Raw genomic sequence first — 18,620 nt, 5'->3', positions numbered from 1 at the left:
CCCCAGTTTACCGTTATCAAAACGCATATGACAAGGTCAGGCGCGCGGAACGCGGTTCCACCGGATGAAAATGCCGGTCGTTCACCCAGTCCGCCGCCTCGCCGGGCAAGCGCGAGGCATAGTAATAGTCGATGTCGCTGGCGCGCTTGTTGAACACGTCGAGCGCGATGCGCGCTGCATCGGCGACGCTGGCAGTGTCAGCCGGCGCCGCCGCCTGGCGCCCCACGCTTAACAATACCAGTGCACAAGTTGCCAGCAGTTTGCGTTTTCTCAATCGCATCGCGCCTCCCCTTTTTATGCTGTCAGTACGGGCCCCTACGGAATATATACGCGACAGACTGGCCGCCTGGATTCAGCCTTTTCAAGGAAAGACCGTGGACCTGAACGACCGCGCCAGCAAGGCAACCACCACCGCCACCGTACGCAAGCGCGATGCACTGCCGTATATCCTGCTGTTCATCTTGCTGGCGGGGCTGCTCGCGGTGCTGGCCGGCGCCCTGCTGCCGCCCTACTACCATGCCGTGCCGGCACTGCTGTGGAGCCTGGGCTTATGCGTCAGCGGCATGCTGCTGGGATTCCTGTTCGGCATACCGCGCAGCCTGCCATCGGGCACCGTCAACGCCGCGCCACCCGACGAGCGGGCCAATGGCAAGGGACACCCCACGGACGAACCGCCCGCAGCAAACGCCGATACGGCGGCCGGCACCCCCAGCAATACCCTGTTTTTGGGCACGCCCACGCCCATGGAAATCAATTCAAATCTGGTGGAAGTGTCGGACTGGCTGACGAAAATCATCGTCGGCGTGGGCTTGATCGAGCTCAAAAGCCTGCCCGGCAGCGCGCGCAGCATGGCCGCCTTCATTGCGCCCAGCCTGGCCACGGATACACCCACGGCCATGGCGGTGGTGGGCGGCATCATGCTGTTTTTTTCCGTGCATGGTTTCCTGATCGGCTACCTGCTCACGCGCATTTACCTGTCCATCATGATCAAGCGCGCCGACAGCCTCGTCAAAAATGACTCCGTGCGCCTGGAAAGCGGCAAGGAAATCGAAGTGACGGAACTGAGCCGTTTGCAGCAAAAGTCGCTCGAGGACATGCAGGAAGCCGTCACGCAGCTGCTGCTGGCCCACCCGCCCGATGGCGGCGCCGCCGTCACGGCCCTGGCCGGCGTGCCGGCGGAGAAAAAGCCCGCCACCCTGGTGCTGTGGCTGGATGACCATCCACGCAACAATACCTTGCTGGTGGAGCAACTGGAACGGGAAAACATCAAGGTCGACCAGGCGGTCTCGACGCGGCAGGCGCTGGCCATGCTGCAACAGAAGCCCTACGCACTGCTGATCACGGACATGGCACGGGTGGAAAACGGCCGCCGCATCAAGGATGCGGGCGTGCGCACGGTGCGCGAAGTGCGGCAGGCCCAGCCCGCGTTGCCCATCATCGTGTATTGCAGCAAGGATACGGTCGCCAGTTACGGCACGCAAGCCGAAGCGGCGGGCGCCCGTTTCATCACCACGTCGGGCACCAGCCTGCTGGCGGCCGTCAACAAACTATTGCACGAAGAGCGCCAGGACGGCGATCAATCCACCCGGTAACGGTAACTGCCCACGTAATGGAGCGAACTGCGCTGCGGGTGCGCCAGTTGATTCGGCGCAAATACGCACACACTCGTATCGGCCAGCACGCCCTGCGCTTCAGCGTCCGCGCACGCCTGTGCCAGCCAGCTGTCGCCATACGACACGCCATCGAGCAATTGCGCCAGCGGCGCCGGAGACGCCAGCATAGCGCTTTCCACACACGCTGGCTCGTACTGCGTGAGACCCGTTTCCAGGAAGAATGGCGATGGCACGGCATCGCCATCCTCCGTGTACGTGGGCGCCAAATATGCCTGCAGCGCTTCCCAGCCGGGAAAGCGCCCGCTGCAGGCAAACACGTGGACAATGTACAAAATTACAGCTTCTCCATCTTTTGCCGCACGGCCGGGGCCGTCGAGGCCGTCGGCGCCAGTTCCAGGTAGGTTTTGTACGCGGCCTTGGCCTTGGCGGCATTGCCAGCCCTGGCATACGCGTCGCCCAGGTTCAGATAGGCGATGGCGCGCGACGGATCCATCCTGACCGTGTTTTCAAACCAGCGGGCCGCTTCGCGGTATTTTTCCTGCTTGTAAAAGACAAAGCCGAGGTTGTTGGCCGCCAGCGCGAAATCGGGGCGCAATTTCAGCGCTTCCGTAAATTGCGCTTCCGCCGCCGCATACTGTTTCTCCTTGTACAACTGCAAGCCACGGTCGTTGGCCCGCTGCGCCAGTTGCCGCGTGGAGGTCGGCACGGCGCCCGGCGTGACGATCTTCTGTTCGCCGCCCTGCAAGTCCTTCACCGTCACGCTGGCCGCTTGCGGCTTGGCATCGAGCTTGCTGTTCAGGGCGATGGCTTCCGTCGACAATTGCGTCGTGTTCGGGCTGAGGAATTCCATCTCGCCCGGCAATTCGAAGACGAAATCGCCGCCTTCCGAGCCGGGCAGGCTGCCGAACGCGGGCGTCTGGTTCGAGACGCTGGACACGGCCGGCGCCACGTAGGCCGCCAGTTCCGTCGCCGTGATCAAGCCATCGCCGTTCAGGTCACCCTTGCCCGCCAAGCCTTGCAGCAGGGTCCACGTGAACACGGAGTGGCCGTTCGGCCCGCCATCGGCCACCAGTTGGTCGCCGCCGCCGGCCGTCAGCATTTGCCGGCCGATGCGCTTGGCGTTGTCGCGCAAAAATGAGCTGGAACCGGCGCCGCGGGTCAGGCCCAGGCCGCTGTAACAGGCGTCCATGACGAAGAACGCGTGCTTGGCCGTCAGCGATTCCGCGATATTCTGGATTTCCGTCATCGGGATCGCATCCGTGGCGAACTGCGCCGGATCGGAATCGACGGGCACGATATAGCCGAGGTCGCGTCCGGAGCTGAGCTTGCGTGTGGCGCCGTGGCCGGCGAAGAAGACGAAGATGCGGTCATTCTTTTGCACGCCGCCATGGGCCAGCTTGTCGTGGAAAGCGGCCAGGATGTTGTTGCGCGTCGCTTCGCCATTTTTCAAGGTCACGACACGCTCGGGCGCAAAGGCAAACTTTTCAATCAGCGTTTCGCGGATGCCTTGCGCGTCACGCACCGCATATTGCAATTTAGGCCACTTGGCGTAATCATCGATGCCGATCACCACGGCCCAGGAATTGGCGTAACCGGTGGTCACAGGCACTTTTTCCGGCGCGGGCGCCGTGCTTTTCGCTACCTGGAAGCTCGTGCCATCCCAGCCGGCGAATTGATAGCCTTCGGCGATCAACTTGTCGAGCACGGCCGGCAAGGCTTTCACCGTGCGTTCGTGGATGTCGTGGAACAGGACGATGCCGCGTCCCGCCTTGTCGACGGACGCCAGCACGCGGTTCGTGATCGAGCTGGGCACGGGATCGGCCCAGTCCAGCGAATCGATATTCCACATCACGGATTTCAACTGCGCATCGGCCAGCGCGGCCATGCCTTCGCTATTGCGCGCGCCATACGGAAAGCGGAACAGCGCAGCCCGCTCGGGGCTGATGGCTTTCAATAAAGTGTCCGTGCCGAGGATTTCGCCTTTCAGCTTGTCGCCCGTCTGTTTCGACAACTGGGCGTGACTGAAACTGTGGTTGCCCACGGCATAGCCTTCCTTCATCAGCTTGCGGCTCACTTCCGCGCCCGCGTTCAGCTTGGCATGGCCTTCCGCATCCAGGCTGCCCAGGTTGCGGCCCACGTTGAAGAACACGGCCGGCACGCCATACTGTTTCAAAATGGCACTGATTTCTTCCGTGTAACGGCGGTGCGGGCCGTCGTCAAAGGTCAGCACGATGGTTTTCTTCGGCAAACCGAGGCCAAAGATTTCCGCCTCATCTTTTTTTGGCACGGGCTTGGCTTCGGGCATCGAACCAACTGGCGGAACAGCATACGGCACGACAATGCCGTTTTCCTTGAGGATCTGCTCGCGGCTGTACAGTTTTTTCAGCTGCGCCACGTAATCGTCCCAGCGCTCGCGCTTGAGTTCGATGGCACGCTGGCCCAGGTTGCCGAAGATTTGCCGGATTTCCTTCTCGTAATTGCGCTCGATCTCGCCCAGCGCATCGAGGTCTTCGGAAATGCGCTTGTGCAGTTTGATGGCCGGCAAGGAGGAATCCTTGGCCACGTCGGCCAGCATGCTTTGCAGCAGTTCGCGGAAAGCGAGGCGGTCCGCGTCGTACAGGCCGGGATCGGATTCGATATACGTCAATAAACTGTCGAGCGCCTCGAAGCGGCCCGGATTGGTGGGCGCAGTCAACTGATCCAGCGCAAGATCAAGCTTGGCGATGCGTTCCTGATTTTCATGGAACAGGGCCTGCCCCACCTTTCTCGCTTCGTCGCGCGCCCCTTCCGGCAAGCTTTGCTCGTCGGCCAGCAGCACGATGATCTTGCGGAAATTGGCCAGCAAGTCGCGGAATTGGGCGGCCACGGCGGCCGTGTCGACGGTCGGTTGGGTTGAGGCGGCCGCGCTGCCCGAGGACGGGGCGCCCGGCGTGGCAGTGGCGGCGGGACGGGTATAGGCATAAATGCCGGCCCCAGCGGCGAGTGCCACGACGACGGTGGCGGCAATCTTGATCGGCTTGGAAGTCACAGACTAATTTTTCCCTTCAACTACGGAGTAAGGCGGCGCACGTGCGCCGACAGTTTCTTATTCCATAATTGTAGAGCACGCTTGGCAATATGGGCCGTACGATTATTGCCAGGCAGCCAAAGGGTCACAGCGGGTCCGGATCAAAATGCTTGCGCAAGCCTTGCCAGCACGCGAAATAATCGTTTTGCAGCAGGCCGCCGTCCAGCGCGAACGGCGTGGGCTTGAGGATGGTGCGCGTCTCGAACATGAAGGCCATGGTGTCGCCCACCTTGACGGGCGCGGACGTGTCGCTGCGCGACGCTTTTTCGAACGTCTGCGCATCGGGACCGTGGCCGGACATGCAGTTGTGCAGGCTGGCGCCGCCCGGCACGAAACCGGCCGCCTTGGCGTCGTACACGCCATGGATCAAGCCCATGAATTCGCTGGCCACGTTGCGGTGGAACCAGGGTGGGCGGAACGTGTGTTCGGCGGCCAGCCAGCGCGGCGGGAAGATGGCGAAGTCGATGGCGCCGAATAAAGGATTTTCGCTGGGCGCCTGCAGCACGAGGAAGATCGACGGGTCGGGATGGTCGTAGCTGATCGAGCCGATGGTGTTAAAACGGCGCAAATCGTATTTGTAGGGCGCGTAATTGCCATGCCAGGCCACGACATCCAGCGGCGAATGGTCGAGGGTCGTGCGCCACAGGTGCCCGCCAAACTTGGCCACCAGTTCGCACTCGCCATCGATATCTTCATAGGCCGCATGCGGCGTCAAAAAATCGCGGCTGTTGGCCAGGCCGTTCGAACCGATGGGCCCCATGTCCGGCAAACGAAAAGCCGTGCCGAAGTTTTCGCACACATAGCCGCGCGCCTTGCCGTCCGGCAGGGTCACGCGAAAGCGCACGCCGCGGGGAATCACGGCGATTTCCTGTGGCTCCAGCTCGAGCAAGCCCAGTTCCGTGGCAATCGCCAGCCGGCCCTCTTGCGGCACGACCAGCAGTTCGCCATCGGCCGAATAAAAGAAGCGCTGCATGGCGCGGTTGGCCGCGTACACGTGGATGGCGCAGCCGCTCATCGCTTCGGCACTGCCATTGCCAGCCATCGTTTGCCAGCCGTCGATGAAGTCCAGCGGCGCGGCGCTGTCGGGCAGCGGCAGCGGGTCCCAGCGCAGCTGGTTCGGCGGCGTGGGGGGCATGGCGTGGAAATCGCTGACGATGCGGGTGTTGGCAAGCAAAGTGAATGGCGGATGCTGGCTGGCGGGACGGATGCGGTAAAGCCAGGAACGCCGGTTCTGCGCACGCGGTGCCGTGAAGGCCGTACCCGACAATTGTTCCGCATACAGGCCTAGGGGCGCTTGCTGCGGCGAATTCTGCCCTTGCGGCAAGGCGCCGGCGATGGCTTCCGTGGCAAATTCGTTGCCGAAGCCGCTTTGGTAGCCGGCGCCTATCATGCGCGCTCCCCCAGGCCGTCGGCCGCGTCGCGCAGCAAGCCCTGCACCACGTCGGCCTTGCCGATGGCGCCGATGGCCAGCAAGGCGAAGCGTGCCAGGAACAGGGGCGAGCGCTGTTCGCCCAGGCCGCCCATGGTGTGGCACAGTTCGGTGTATAAATTATCCAGTTCGATGTCGGTCATGCTGCCTCCTTAATAACTTTTAATAACCCGCTGCGCAAACTACTAAGGTCAGACCCGCCGGGGGTGCACGCCCCAATGGGGCGCGTACCGCTCCCGAAGGGACTGACCCCGGCTTTTGCCAGCGCTTCGAGCACCTGCCCCGCCTGCACCTGCCGCCAGCGCCCCAGCACGTGCCCGTCCGGGCGCACGAGGTAAAACGTGCCGGGCCGGGCATCAAACAGCAAGAATACCTGCGCCGTGTGATCCCAGGCGCACCCTTGCACTGCGCTGCGGGTGATCGCCACGGTCGTCAACGGCAAGATGTCGCCCAGCGCCAGCAGTTCGCCGGGCACGCAGCCATCCTCGCTGAAGTACATTCCCATCAAATCGCCATCGGCGCGCTGTACCAGATCGGTAATATACCCCGCTTTTTGTCCGCCGTTGTGCGGCAGCGCCAGCGGACATTCGGGCAAGACCGTGCCCGGCGCGGGACCGGCGGCAAACGCCTCGCCATCCGGCGTATTCAGCGGTGACTGCGCATACGCGATGGCGCTGGTCTGGCGCGGGTTGATCAGCGAGCGCACATGCGCATGCTTGCCCGCCAGTCCCAGCACGGCCGTGCGCATCAGTTCGAAGGCGAAGGTGGGCGGCGCCATGAATTCCGTGCTTTTCGTGCCGTGGCGCAGGTTTTCATGGGCGGCGAACACGCGCTCGTCCGAATAGCTGTCCAGCAAGGCCTGTGGCGCCTGCCCCTTGACCACATACGCGAGCTTCCAGGCAAGATTATCCGCATCGTCGATGCCCGAGTTCGCTCCGCGCACGCCGAAGATGGGCACCAGGTGGGCCGCATCGCCCGCAAACAGCACGGGGCCATGCCGGTATTTGTCCAGGGTCAAGGCATTGGCCTTATAAATGGTGATCCACACGGGATGCCACGGCTGTGTCTCCCCCATCATGGCCAGCAGGCTGTCCACGCGCGGTGCCACGTTTTCCAGCAGCACGGCCGCCTGCGCATCCTCGTCGTCGCGCAGCTGGTAATCGATGCGCCAGATATCGTCGGGCTGCTTGTGCACCAGCACGGTCGAACCGGGATTCGATGGCGGGTCGAAATACGCGAGGCGCTCCGTCGGGCGGTCGCTCTTCAGGTGGATATCGACGATCACATAGCGCCCTTCATAGCTGGTGCCCTGCAATTTGAGGCCCAGCGCGTCGCGCACGGCGCTGCGCCCGCCATCGGCCGCCACCAGCCAGTCCGTGTCGATTTGATAGGTTTCATCGGGCGTGGCGACGGTGACGCTGGCACCGTCGGCGCGCTGGTCCACGCCAGTGACCCGCGTTTGCCAGCGGATATCGATCAGCTCCGGCTGGCGTTCAGCCGCTTCGAGCAGGAATTGCTCGATATGGTATTGCGCCAGGTTGACCATGGGCGGCAATTTCTGGTTCGCATCTTGCGGCATCGTGAAGTGCAGCACTTCCTCGTCGCGGTAAAAGCTGCGTCCGCCCGCCCAGGGCAAGCCCTTGGCCAGAAAGCCCTCGAGCGCACCCAGGCGGGCTATGATTTCCAGGCTGCGCCGCGAGATGCAGATGGCGCGGCTGCCCGTGCAGACGCCATCGTCCGCTTCGATCAGCACCGAACGCACGCCGTGGCGGGCCAGGCCCAGGGCCGTGGCCAGGCCCACGGGGCCGCCGCCGACGATCAGCACCGGGACGTGCTGCGTCGATGTGCCCGCCGGTTTGCCGGGCGGATACACCTTCGGCACATGGGGGTAAGGGTGAAACGTGTCGCTCATGATGGCTTCCTCTTCAAGAATGTGTTTTACCACTGCGCGCGATAGGCAGGGTCAGCACGATGGCCGCGCCCGCCACCAGCAGCACGCTGGCGTACAGCAAGCCCGTGGCAAAACTGTGCGTCAAATCCTTCAGCCAGCCCACCACGACGGGGTTCAGGGCCGAACCGATATTGCCCGTGGCATTGATGACGGCGATGCCGATGGCGCGCGCCCCCAGGCTCAGGGCCCGGTCCGGTGTGGTCCAGAAGACCGACATGGCCGTGTAAGCGCCCGTCGAGGCCAGGCACACGCCCAGCAGTTGCAGCACGGGGTTGCCCGAATACGCGGTCAACAGCCAGCCAGCGGCCGACAGCAGCATGGGCCAGACGATGTGCCAGCGGCGCTCCTGCAAGCGGTCCGAACGGCGGCCCCAGGCAATCATGCCGATGACGGTGCATACCTGTGGGATGGCGGCCAGTAAACCAATTTGCGTGTTGCTGGCGTTGCCATTGAAACTTTTTACGATCAGCGGCGTCCACACGGCCACCATCGCCAAAGTATTTACCAGGCAAAAATAGGCGATGCCGAATTTCAGCACGGTGGGAGACAGCATTTCCGCCAGCACGGAGACTTTTTGCTGCGGTGCCACCGGTTTATGCTCGGCCGCCAGCATGCGCGCCAGCACCTGCTGTTCCAGCTTGCCCAGCCAATTCGCCTTGTTGGGAGAATCGTCCAGGTAGCCGTACACGGCCAGGCCCAGCAACACGGATGGCATGCCTTCGAGCAAGAACAACCATTGCCAGCCCTTCAAGCCCCAGTGGCCATCCAGCCCCAGAATCAGGCCCGACAAGGCCGAACCGATGGCGGCCGTGACGGGCATGGCGATCATGAACAGGGCATTGGCGCGTGCCCGGTAGGCGCTGGGAAACCAGTAGGTCAGGTACAGCAGCATGCCGGGCAAGAAGCCCGCCTCCGTCACGCCGACGAGAAAGCGCAGCGCATACAGGCTGGCCGGACCGCTGGCGAACAGGGTCGCCGTCGAAGCCAGGCCCCAGGCGATCATCATGCTGCCGATCCACTTGCGCGCGCCGATGCGCGCCAGCACGATGTTGCTTGGAATGCTGCAAGCGATGTAGGCGATGTAGAACAGGGTGGTGGCAAAGCCGAACTGGGTGCCGGACAGGCCCAGGTCTTGCATCATGGTCAGGCCGGCGAAGCCGATATTGATGCGGTCGAGAAAGGAAAACACAAACAGCAGGAACAAAAATCCCAGCAGATGGCGCGAAACCTTGCGCATCACCTGCTGTTCCAGCTGGAGGGTGGCCGCGTCGAGGACGGGCGAGGGGGTGGCGGGGGTGGCCGCTGGGGCGATGGTCATACATGTCTCCATAAGGTGTCACCCTCCCCTTGTTGATTTTTTTGGGTGAGAGCTGCCGGATGATCCCGGCTTGAAACACAGTATGCAGACGACGATGTCGGCGACTGTCCCTATTTTGGGGACATTTCGCGGGTAAACCAGTCAAAAAGACGGAGACATCCCTACGCCGAAGGGACTAAGGTGCGGGCGCCATGCACAGCGCGAACAACTGGCGCTGGCAGGAAATGCCCAGGCGTTTATAGGCGCGTTTCTGGTACGTCGTCACGCTGGACGGTTGCACGCCCATGGTCTCGGCGATTTCCACGGCCGTGAGGCCTTCGAGCACGCAGCGCAGCACGTCCAGTTCGCGCTTGCTCAAGGCGGGACAATGCTGGCGCAACCTTGCCAGCATCATCGGCGCGACGCCTTGCGTCGCCTGTCCATTCAAGCTGTAGTGATGCTTGACGGCATGGGCAAACAGCGGTGACAGGGTTTCGATGCCGGCCACTTCGCCGGGCAGGAACTTGCCCTGGCTGCTGTCGCGGTAGAAATTGACGGACAGCCAGATGTCACCGGCCGGCTGCAGCAACAGGGACAAACGGTCCGACACATTCGGTTTTTGATAACAGGTGGCGCGGTAGCCGGGATGCTCGATCTCGTCGCTGGCCTGCTGGTGCAGCACGAAGGCAGGATCGATTTTCCGCCCCGGCGCCGGCGCTATCACGCGCTGGTTGCCATCGAGCGCATAATAATGGCGCGCATAGCTCTCGGCAATATCTTGCAGGAATCGTCCGCCGCGCCGGTCGGCCACGGCCACCGTTCGGGGGCGGTTGCCGAATTCATAGGCAAAGATCGTGCACTGGGCAATGGGCGCGACCGTGCTGACCGTCTTCAGGATGACCCCTGCGACGGCATTCACGTCGGCATGGCCGATGGCAGCCATCAGCTCCAGGGTACGCCCGAAGTCCAGCTGCCCTTCCGCCTGACGCCGCTCGACGCGCCAATAACGCATGCCCGGTTCCGCTACTGCGCGCGTTGCGGCAAGACCCAGTCCGGCCGGATGAAATGGCAGGTATAGCCGTGCGGCAAGCGCTGCAGATAATCCTGGTGCTCCGCTTCCGCCTCCCAGAACGGGCCGGCCGGCGCCACTTCCGTCACCACCTTGCCGGGCCACAGGCCGGAAGCGTCGACGTCGCGGATGGTGTCTTCGGCCACCCGTTTTTGCTCTTCGCTGGTGTAAAAGATGGCCGAGCGGTAGCTCGTGCCACGGTCGTTGCCCTGGCGGTCTTGCGTGCTGGGGTCGTGGATCTGGAAGAAAAATTCCAGGATCTTGCGGTAGCTGATGGTGTTCGGGTCGAAGATGATCTCGATGGCTTCCGCGTGCGTGCCGTGGTTGCGGTAGGTGGCGTTGGCCACGTCGCCGCCGCTATAGCCCACGCGCGTGGCAAGCACGCCCGGATAACGGCGCAGCAAGTCTTGCACGCCCCAGAAGCAGCCGCCGGCCAGGATCGCGGTTTCGTTGTCTTGTGTCATGTTGTTCATTCCTTGATCTGAGAACCTTATCTTACCCTGTCGCGGCGTTTTCTTCAGCGGGCCAGCAAGCGCTTCAGCTGCGCCGCCTGGTAGGCGCCGATGGCGTCGTTGAACAGGCAGCGGATCAAGGGGTCGTCAACGATGTCGGCCTCTTCCAGTCCGGCCCGCGTGGCCGCATCGAAAGGGCCATCGTTGATGCGCATGTACATCGAGGTCAGCGATTCACCCAGCGCCAGCGCCGCATGGCATTTCGCCAGCGGCACCTCGGTGGTCCAGCCCGGCGCCTCGCCCGTGTCCGGCACGAGGTCGACCAAGTCGCCATGCGTGCGGTAATGCAGGACGGTGGCGGCGCCGTCGTGGCCATACAGCGACAAGCGCCACAGGCGCGGCGCTTGGAAATAGCTGTCGTCGGACAGTTCCATGTCGCGGTAGCGTTCGAGCAAGCCGTTCCGGCAAAAATCGAGCACCAGCGCCGCATCAGCGTCGCTCAAGGGGGCGAAACGCCGGGCGATGTCCGCCGTGGCAGGCGGCGGCGCGTCGGGCCGGTAGTCGAAATCGACGTGCTGCGGCCCCACGGGGATGACCCAGGGCAGCGGCGCGGCCGGCGTCAAGCCCTGCGCATCGAGCAGCACCGACATGGAAGGATCGAGACGGAAGATGTGCGCGTGCGGCAGCGCGGCGCCGATCTCCCGCGCAAACTGGCGGTAGGTAATCGGGAACATCGCATGGTTGTACCAGGACCAGTCTTCCTGCACGAACTGGCAAGAACTGGGCACGATGTAACGTGGCGCCAGGGCGCGCAGCTGCGGCACCCAGTCGTCGGGAAGTTCGACTGGGCCAGGCTGCGCTTGCGACGGCGCGATGACGGCAATCTCGCGCATGGTCTGGAATGGCCACAAGACCATGTCCCAGGGCGCAAACGCGGCCAGCTGCGCCAGGGTTTCGGGGCCGATCCAGGAATCGACGACGTTCAAGACGTTCAGGCCGGCGGCGCGCACCTGGAACAGCGAGTCGACATCGTCGTCGAGCGCCCGGCGCGGGATCACCTCGATGGCGCCCACCCGCACGGGCACGTCCACGTGCAGCCGCTCGACGGCGGTAAAACCCAGCGCGCGCAGCATCGCGAACAGCTCCTCGAAGACGCAGTACAGGTAGATGGGCGTGGCGCGGTCGAGCACATCGAGGCTGTCGAGCGAGCAGTGGTCGTCGTGGAAGTGCGAGATGAAGACGGCATCCCAGCGCAGCCGCCGCACGGCATCGAGGTCGAAACGCACGGACGGGAACGCGTGGCAATTGCGGCTGAACGGGTTTTCGACGATGGGATCGAAGGCGATGGCCGTGCCTTCGCATTCGAAGACATAGCCGGCGTGCAGGATGCGGGAGATTTTCAGGGGCATGGGGAAAGCTGAATAAACCCAACGGCAAGTGCCGGGGTCAGACCCTGAGGGTCTGACCCCGGAATTTGCTTTTGGGTTGAAAAAGGGGCGCTAACGGTGCGCCAGGGACAAGCCTCAATAAGGATTATTCAGCACATCCATCGCGAAGTAAGTAAAAATCATGTCCGCGCCCGCGCGCTTGATGGCGCCCAGGGTTTCCTGCACCACGCGGCGCTCGTCGATGGCGCCCGCCTGTGCGGCGAACTTGATCATCGCGTACTCGCCGCTGACCTGGTAGGCGCCAATCGGCAAACGCGTCACTTCACGCAGGTCGCGGATGATGTCCAAATACGCCCCGGCCGGTTTCACCATCAGCGCGTCGGCGCCTTCGGCTTCATCGATCAAGGACTCGCGGATGGCTTCGCGGCGGTTCATCGGGTCCATCTGGTAAGTCTTGCGGTCGCCCTTCAGGGTGCTGCCGGCCGCGTCGCGGAACGGGCCATACAGGCCCGAGGCGAACTTGGTGGAATACGCCATCACGGGCGTGTCGTGGAATCCGGCCGCATCTAACGCGCTGCGGATCGCCGCCACCTGGCCATCCATGGCCGCCGAAGGGGCGATGATGTCGGCGCCCGCCTGGGCCGCGATGACGGCTTGCTTGCCCAGATTCAGCACCGTGCCGTCGTTGTCGACCGTGTCGCCATGCAGGATGCCGCAATGGCCGTGGTCCGTGTATTCGCAGAAGCAGGTGTCGGACATGACTACCATTTCCGGCACGGCGTCCTTGATGATGCGCGACATGCGCGCCACCAGGCCGTCCGGGTTCAGGCTGTCCGTGCCGTGGCTATCCTTGTGGTGCGAAATGCCGAAGGTCATGACGGAGCGCAAACCGGCGCGCGCATAACGCTCGACTTCCTGCGCCAGCTTCGCTTCGGGAATGCGGCGCACGCCGGGCATGGACTTGATGTCGATGAAATCGCTGCTGCCTTCGTCAACGAAGATCGGCAGGACCAGGTCACGTGGATTGATCTCGGTCTCGCGAAACAGCTCGCGCAGTTGCGGGGTTGCGCGCAGGCGGCGCATGCGCGAAGTGGGGAATTGTGCTGGCATGGGGTGACTGGCTTCAGGTTGAGAACGTCTACAAGTATACGCCGATCACGCCGATTGCGCCGGGCCGCGCGGCAAAAAAGCCGCGCAGGTCAAAAAATGCCGTCGGGTGCAACGAAGGGGCTTACAAGTTGGTAATGTACCGTTTAGCCGCGCTAGCGCAGCAGGCGCAGGCGCAAGCGCAAGCCCGGCGCCGCATCCTCGATTTCCAGGCTGCCGCCATGCAGGGCGGCGATGGCCGCGACGATGGACAGGCCCAGGCCATTGCCGGGCAGGTGGCGGCTCTTGTCGAGCCGGTAAAAACGCTGCGTCAGTTTCGGCAGTTCTTCCGTCGGCACGCCGGGGCCGTTGTCGCGCACGGCCACCCAGCTGCCCTGTTCATCACTGCCGGCCGACACTTCCACCGTGGCGCCAGGACCCGCATATTTGATGGCGTTGTCGACCAGGCTGGCCAGCGCGCTGCCCAGCAGGTTGCGGTCACCGCGCGCCGGCACGCTGTCGCCATATATCTGCACCAGCAGCACGCCCTGCTCGTCGGCCGTCGCCTCATACATTTCCACGATGTCGGCGCCGATCTGCTGCAGGTCGATGTCGTCGAAATTCTCGGGACGCATGCCCGATTCGGCCGCCGCGATCTGCAGCAGCTTGTCAAACACGCGCGTCAGGTCGTCGATGTCGTCGATGGCCGCCTGCGCCGCACTCTCGTAGCCGGCCACGCCCGGCTGCTGGCGCAAGGCGCCATCGAGCTTGTTGCGGATGCGGCCCAGCGGCGTGCGCAAGTCGTGCGCAATGGCGTTCGAGACGTGGCGCACGCCTTCCATCAGGTGTTCGATGCGGTCGAGCATGCGGTTGATGTCGCGGCTCAGCAAGCCGAATTCATCCTCGCTGGCGACAGGAATGCGCCGGCTCAGGTCGCCTGCCTCGATTTCCCCCGCCGTGCGGCGGATTTGCCCGATGCGCGCCTCGAGCTGGCGGCGGAACAGCCAGGCACCCGCCACCACCAGCAAGATGGCCATGCCGCCACCATAGGCCAGTGAACGCAGCACCAGGGTGCGGATCGACTTGCCCTCTTCCATGTCGCGTCCGACGAACAGGCGCGCGCCGCCCTCCAGGTCGCGGATCAGCATGCGCGCGGGCACCCTGCGCCCTTCGCGCGTGACGTCGCGGTGCAGCAGGCGGCCCACGGGACTGCCAAGCTCGGGCCAGGACGACAGATTGCCGGCCACGCGTTGGCCATCGGCGTCCACCAGCAAGAAGATCTCCGTATCGCTGTCGGTGCGGTCGGTGAGCAGATGGGCGATTTCCGCCGTCGTGCGGCTGCTGCCACCTTGCTGGTACAGCGCGGCGAGGCGCTCCGAGAGCAAGGTCAGCTTGCGATCCACGCTGCGGTCAAGCACGCCGATGGTGCCGAAATAGAAGACGGCGCACACGATGCTGATCGACACGATCACCAGCACGCCATAACCGAGCGCCAGGCGCGCCGCGATCGAGCGGTGCCAGTTACGCACTATCGATCACGCCCAGGGTGTAGCCGACGCCGCGCACCGTGTGGATCAGCGGCGGCGAAAATTCCTTGTCCACCTTGGTGCGCAAGCGGCTCACCTGCACGTCGATGACGTTCGTCTGCGGGTCGAAATGGTAGTCCCACACGGCTTCGAGCAGCATGGCGCGCGTGACGGACTGGCCCTGATGGCGCATCAGGTATTCCAGCAGGCGAAATTCGCGCGGCTGCAGGACGATTTGCCGGTTGGCGCGCGTCACGCGCATGGTGCGCATGTCGAGCACTAGGTCGGCCACCTGCAACTGCGTCGCTTCGGGCACGGGTGCGGCGCGCCGCAGCAGCGCCTCGATGCGCGCCAGCAGTTCGGCGATGGCGAACGGCTTTGACAGGTAATCGTCGCCGCCGCTGCGCAGGCCGCGCACGCGCTCGTCGACGCTGGACAGGGCCGACAGCACCAGCACGGGCGTGTTGCGGCCCATGCCGCGCAGCCGCGCGACGATGGCCAGGCCGTCGATCTCGCCGGGCAGCAGGCGGTCGAGCACCAGCGCATCCCAGTCTTCGCCGCAGGCCAGGCGCATGCCGTCGATGCCATTGTCGCAGGCGGTGACGTCGTAGCCCGCCTCGCGCAGGCCGGCACAAATATAGCGGGAAGTTTCGGCTTCGTCTTCGATGACCAGGCAGCGCACGGGGAATTCCTTGTAAAGATCGGGACAGCAAACATGCGCAGCATACGCCAGGCGCGCGCCACTTGCCAGCCCCGTCGCGTGCGGCAAACGATGACAGGGTCGGGTACAATACAGCCTCGACAATGTTTGGCCGCGCCCGCGCGCGCATGTTCCATGCGCAGCCCGGATTGCCGCGACCCGCATAGCCACCACTGCCACTAACGAACAGCAGGCACGCCCGGCGCGCGCCATACACAAATACAGCCATGAAATCGACCCACTCTCTCGCACTGGCGCTGGCTATGGCCATCACCTGCGGCAGCGCCGCCGCCGCAGACGCCAAACAAACCATCCTGTTCGATGAAATTCCCATCGGCAGCTGGAGCACCTCCGCCGAATTGGGCGCCATCACCACCTCGGGCAATACGGTCGGCACCTCGGTGACGGGCAAGATCGACGCGCGCCAGGAACTCGATGACTGGAGCAACCAGTACATCTTCAGCGGCTACTTCAAGGAAGATGAAACGACCAACGACGATGGCGAGAAGGTGCGCGAGCGCTCGGCCGAGCGCTTTTCTGCTTCCGCCAAGGCCGCCTACAAGCTGATGGGGGACCATGAAAAACTGTTCGTGCTGGCTTCGCACGTGAACGACAAGTTCGGCGCCTACACCAAGTACTCGACCCTGGCCGTCGGTCATGGCTCGCGCTGGTATCGGTCGAGCGACAAAAGCGTCGACGTGGAATTCGGTCCGGGCTATTTCAGCGGCACCAACGACACGGGCGAATCGGAACACGGTTTGACGGTGCGCGGCGCGGCCGCCATGAAGTGGAAGATCAGCCAGTCGGCGATGTTTTCACAGACGCTCAGCGTCGAACGCGGTACGTCGAACACCCACTCCATCGCCGAAACGTCCCTCAGCACGAAGATCAACGGCACCATGCAGATGAAGGCCGCCTTCAGCGCCCGCAACGACACGCGCGTGCCCGACGACAAGAAGAACACGGATACGCAAACGTCGCTGACCCTGGTCTACTCGTTCTGAGATGCCGGCCACGCTGATGCGGCGACTGCGCCTGGGCGCCCTCCTGTGCGCTGCGGCGCTGCTAAGCGGCTGCGCCGCCGTCACCGTCAGCGCGATCTCCCCGGCCGACTACCTGCAGCAGCGGCGCGGCGACATCCTTACCACGGGCAAACTCAGTGCCTCGGCCAGCGAAGTGCTGCGCATTATCGGCAGCGACATCGCCGCCTGCGAAACCAATACGGGCAGCTGCCGCGCCGACCTGGCCCGCTCCGATCTGCTCAGCGACGAGCAGCGCCTGGCGACGCTCTCCGAATTGTGGCTGGAAAGCGCCCTGGCAGAAGAGAAGCAAGGTGGCCATGCCAGCGCCGAATTGCTGGCCGCCTGGCTGGAATCGGCCCGCTACGCGTATGCCTACCTGTTCTACACGACGCGCACGCCGGGCCAGCGCGCCTTCGAGGAACGCCAGACGCAAATCCGCGACTACTATAACTACGCCGTGCAGAAAGCCGTTGGCAACCTGTTCCGCCACCGCGGCGAGTACCGCCCCGACGGCCATGTGATCCGCGTCGCAGGCTGGCAGATCGACAGCGAATTGTCGGCCCTGCGCCTGCCCGAAGACGGCACCCTGCCAGAAGAACTGCTGCCGGCCACCTCGCTGTCGTTTTCCGGCCTGCGCAATGTGTATCGGCGCGACGGCTTCGGCGCGGACCTGGTCGCCGTCATGCCCCAGCCAGGCGCATCGAAAGGCGAGTATGTGCCGTACCAGGAAACCCGCTTCCCCGTTGTCACGGCGCTGATCCGCTTCGACGGCAACAGCCTGCAAGAGGTATTGGCCACGCAGCAGTTGATGGTGATGCTGGTCGACCCGACGCGCAGCGACGCGACGCGCATGGCGGGCCAGGAATTGCCCGTGGCGGCCAATTTCACGGCCGGCTATGGCTTGTGGCTGGCCCGTTCCGGCTTCGGCGTGCAGGCGCTGCGCACTCTGTTCGGCCGCGCCGACGGCATTTTGCGCCCGCAGGTGCACCTGATGCAGCCCTACGACCCGAACAAGCGCACCATCGTCATGCTGCACGGCCTGGCCAGCAGCCCGGAAGCGTGGATCAATGTGGCAAATGAACTGATGGGCGACGAACAGCTGCGCCGCCGCTACCAGATCTGGCAGGTGTACTACCCGAGCAATGCGCCGCTGGCGGCCAACAATGTCGCCATCCGCCAGGCGCTGAACGCGACCTTGGCGCAGTTCGATCCTTCGGCCAAGGCCGACGCGGCGAACGACATGGTCTTGATCGGCCACAGCATGGGCGGCGTGCTGGCGCGCCTGATGGTGTCGGACGCCAGCAATACCCTGCTCGACGCCATCACGGAAGAATACAATTTGAAGGGCAAGAAGGCGGAAAAAGTACGCGCCGGCCTGGCGCCCTACCTCAATTTCACGGCCATGCCGCAGGTAAACCGCGCCATCTTCATCGCCGCACCGCACCGCGGCACCTCGTTCGCCAACCACAAGGTGGCGCGCTGGATCGCCAACCTCGTCACCTTGCCCATCACCATGCTCGATCAGCTGTCGGACGCGGCCGGCAGCCTGGCGCAGCTCGACACGGGCAGCAGCGAGCCGCTGCGCATCCCCAACAGCATCGATAACCTCAGCGACAAGGACCCGTTCGTGCGCCTGGTGGCGGACCTGCCGATCAGCCCGAAAGTGCGCTATTACTCCATCATGGGCAACGACACGCCGGACCTGCCCCTGCTTGAGTCGAGCGACGGCGTAGTGCCCTACGCCAGCGCCCACCTCGACGGCGCCTTGTCGGAAAAAGTCATCCCCTCGTGGCACAGCGTGCAGGAAAGCCCGCAGGCAATCCTGGAGATACGGCGGATTTTGCGGTTGCCTGATTGACCTCACCGGTGCAGGATGCGCTACTAGCCTTAGATCGCCAGCATGGTTCTACGGATACGGTTTTCACCATTGCATGAATTTCCCCGAGAAAAGAAATGCGCCTCGCGTGATAAAGTTGCGAAACATGAGAACCTTGTATATTATGTTCTTTACCACGCTACA

Annotated in this window: 16 protein-coding genes; 3 read left to right on the top strand and 13 right to left on the bottom strand. The window is 63.7% G+C overall.

Features of this window, described 5'->3' with window-relative positions; all coding sequences use genetic code 11:
• Window positions 1–16: 16 nt before the first annotated feature.
• Window positions 17–280, bottom strand: a complete 264-nt coding sequence (locus tag ACQ4WL_RS10730; protein ID WP_436509712.1) for a hypothetical protein — start codon at window positions 278–280, stop codon at window positions 17–19.
• Between the two features lie 94 nt (window positions 281–374).
• On the opposite strand from ACQ4WL_RS10730, the gene ACQ4WL_RS10725 reads away from it, so the two are divergent.
• A complete protein-coding gene (locus ACQ4WL_RS10725) occupies window positions 375–1,592 on the top strand; it encodes a response regulator (protein ID WP_436509711.1) in 1,218 nt (405 codons plus the stop codon).
• On the opposite strand, the gene ACQ4WL_RS10720 is transcribed toward ACQ4WL_RS10725, so the two are convergent.
• From ACQ4WL_RS10720 to ACQ4WL_RS10665, 12 genes are all read right to left on the bottom strand, one after another.
• Window positions 1,577–1,945, bottom strand: coding sequence for an immunity 22 family protein (locus tag ACQ4WL_RS10720; RefSeq protein ID WP_436509710.1), 369 nt, complete (start codon window positions 1,943–1,945; stop codon window positions 1,577–1,579). The two genes, ACQ4WL_RS10725 and ACQ4WL_RS10720, sit on opposite strands and share 16 nt — an antisense overlap.
• A 2-nt stretch (window positions 1,946–1,947) precedes the next feature.
• A complete protein-coding gene (locus ACQ4WL_RS10715; RefSeq protein ID WP_436509709.1) occupies window positions 1,948–4,641 on the bottom strand; it encodes a polysaccharide deacetylase family protein in 2,694 nt (897 codons plus the stop codon).
• Window positions 4,642–4,765: 124 nt separating this feature from the next.
• A complete protein-coding gene (gene hmgA / locus ACQ4WL_RS10710; RefSeq protein ID WP_436509708.1) occupies window positions 4,766–6,070 on the bottom strand; it encodes a homogentisate 1,2-dioxygenase in 1,305 nt (434 codons plus the stop codon).
• Window positions 6,067–6,252, bottom strand: coding sequence for a hypothetical protein (locus ACQ4WL_RS10705; RefSeq protein ID WP_436509707.1), 186 nt, complete (start codon window positions 6,250–6,252; stop codon window positions 6,067–6,069). The genes hmgA and ACQ4WL_RS10705 overlap by 4 nt, the downstream gene beginning before the upstream one ends.
• Window positions 6,249–8,021: an FAD-dependent oxidoreductase gene (locus ACQ4WL_RS10700; RefSeq protein WP_436509706.1), complete on the bottom strand. Its 1,773-nt coding sequence runs from the start codon at window positions 8,019–8,021 to the stop codon at window positions 6,249–6,251. The genes ACQ4WL_RS10705 and ACQ4WL_RS10700 overlap by 4 nt, the downstream gene beginning before the upstream one ends.
• Window positions 8,022–8,034: 13 nt before the next feature.
• A complete protein-coding gene (locus tag ACQ4WL_RS10695; protein ID WP_436509705.1) occupies window positions 8,035–9,378 on the bottom strand; it encodes an MFS transporter in 1,344 nt (447 codons plus the stop codon).
• A 175-nt stretch (window positions 9,379–9,553) separates the two neighbouring features.
• Window positions 9,554–10,369, bottom strand: a complete 816-nt coding sequence (locus tag ACQ4WL_RS10690; protein WP_436509704.1) for a helix-turn-helix domain-containing protein — start codon at window positions 10,367–10,369, stop codon at window positions 9,554–9,556.
• Between the two features lie 11 nt (window positions 10,370–10,380).
• Window positions 10,381–10,890 carry a peptide-methionine (S)-S-oxide reductase MsrA gene (gene msrA / locus ACQ4WL_RS10685; protein WP_436509703.1) on the bottom strand — a complete coding sequence of 170 codons (510 nt, stop codon included), beginning with the start codon at window positions 10,888–10,890 and terminating at the stop codon, window positions 10,381–10,383.
• A 53-nt stretch (window positions 10,891–10,943) separates the two neighbouring features.
• Window positions 10,944–12,287, bottom strand: a complete 1,344-nt coding sequence (locus tag ACQ4WL_RS10680) for an MBL fold metallo-hydrolase (protein WP_436509702.1) — start codon at window positions 12,285–12,287, stop codon at window positions 10,944–10,946.
• 114 nt (window positions 12,288–12,401) lie between these two features.
• Window positions 12,402–13,376 carry a porphobilinogen synthase gene (hemB, locus tag ACQ4WL_RS10675; RefSeq protein WP_426071326.1) on the bottom strand — a complete coding sequence of 325 codons (975 nt, stop codon included), beginning with the start codon at window positions 13,374–13,376 and terminating at the stop codon, window positions 12,402–12,404.
• Window positions 13,377–13,528: 152 nt separating this feature from the next.
• Entirely contained in the window at window positions 13,529–14,881 is a 1,353-nt protein-coding gene (locus ACQ4WL_RS10670; RefSeq protein WP_436509701.1) for a sensor histidine kinase, read from the bottom strand.
• Entirely contained in the window at window positions 14,874–15,560 is a 687-nt protein-coding gene (locus ACQ4WL_RS10665) for a winged helix-turn-helix domain-containing protein (RefSeq protein ID WP_436509700.1), read from the bottom strand. Before ACQ4WL_RS10665 ends, ACQ4WL_RS10670 begins: the two co-directional genes overlap by 8 nt.
• 245 nt (window positions 15,561–15,805) lie before the next feature.
• Between ACQ4WL_RS10665 and ACQ4WL_RS10660 the strand changes: the two genes are divergently transcribed.
• On the top strand, window positions 15,806–16,582 hold the full coding sequence (locus ACQ4WL_RS10660) for a DUF481 domain-containing protein (RefSeq protein ID WP_436509699.1): 777 nt from the start codon (window positions 15,806–15,808) through the stop codon (window positions 16,580–16,582).
• Between the two features lie 16 nt (window positions 16,583–16,598).
• Window positions 16,599–18,458: an esterase/lipase family protein gene (locus ACQ4WL_RS10655; RefSeq protein ID WP_436509698.1), complete on the top strand. Its 1,860-nt coding sequence runs from the start codon at window positions 16,599–16,601 to the stop codon at window positions 18,456–18,458.
• Window positions 18,459–18,620 lie beyond the last annotated feature (162 nt).

Origin of the sequence: Janthinobacterium kochi (assembly GCF_051380715.1) — a bacterium.
In the GTDB taxonomy this organism is placed as follows: domain Bacteria; phylum Pseudomonadota; class Gammaproteobacteria; order Burkholderiales; family Burkholderiaceae_D; genus Janthinobacterium.
This window is presented reverse-complemented; position numbering and strand designations above follow the sequence as displayed.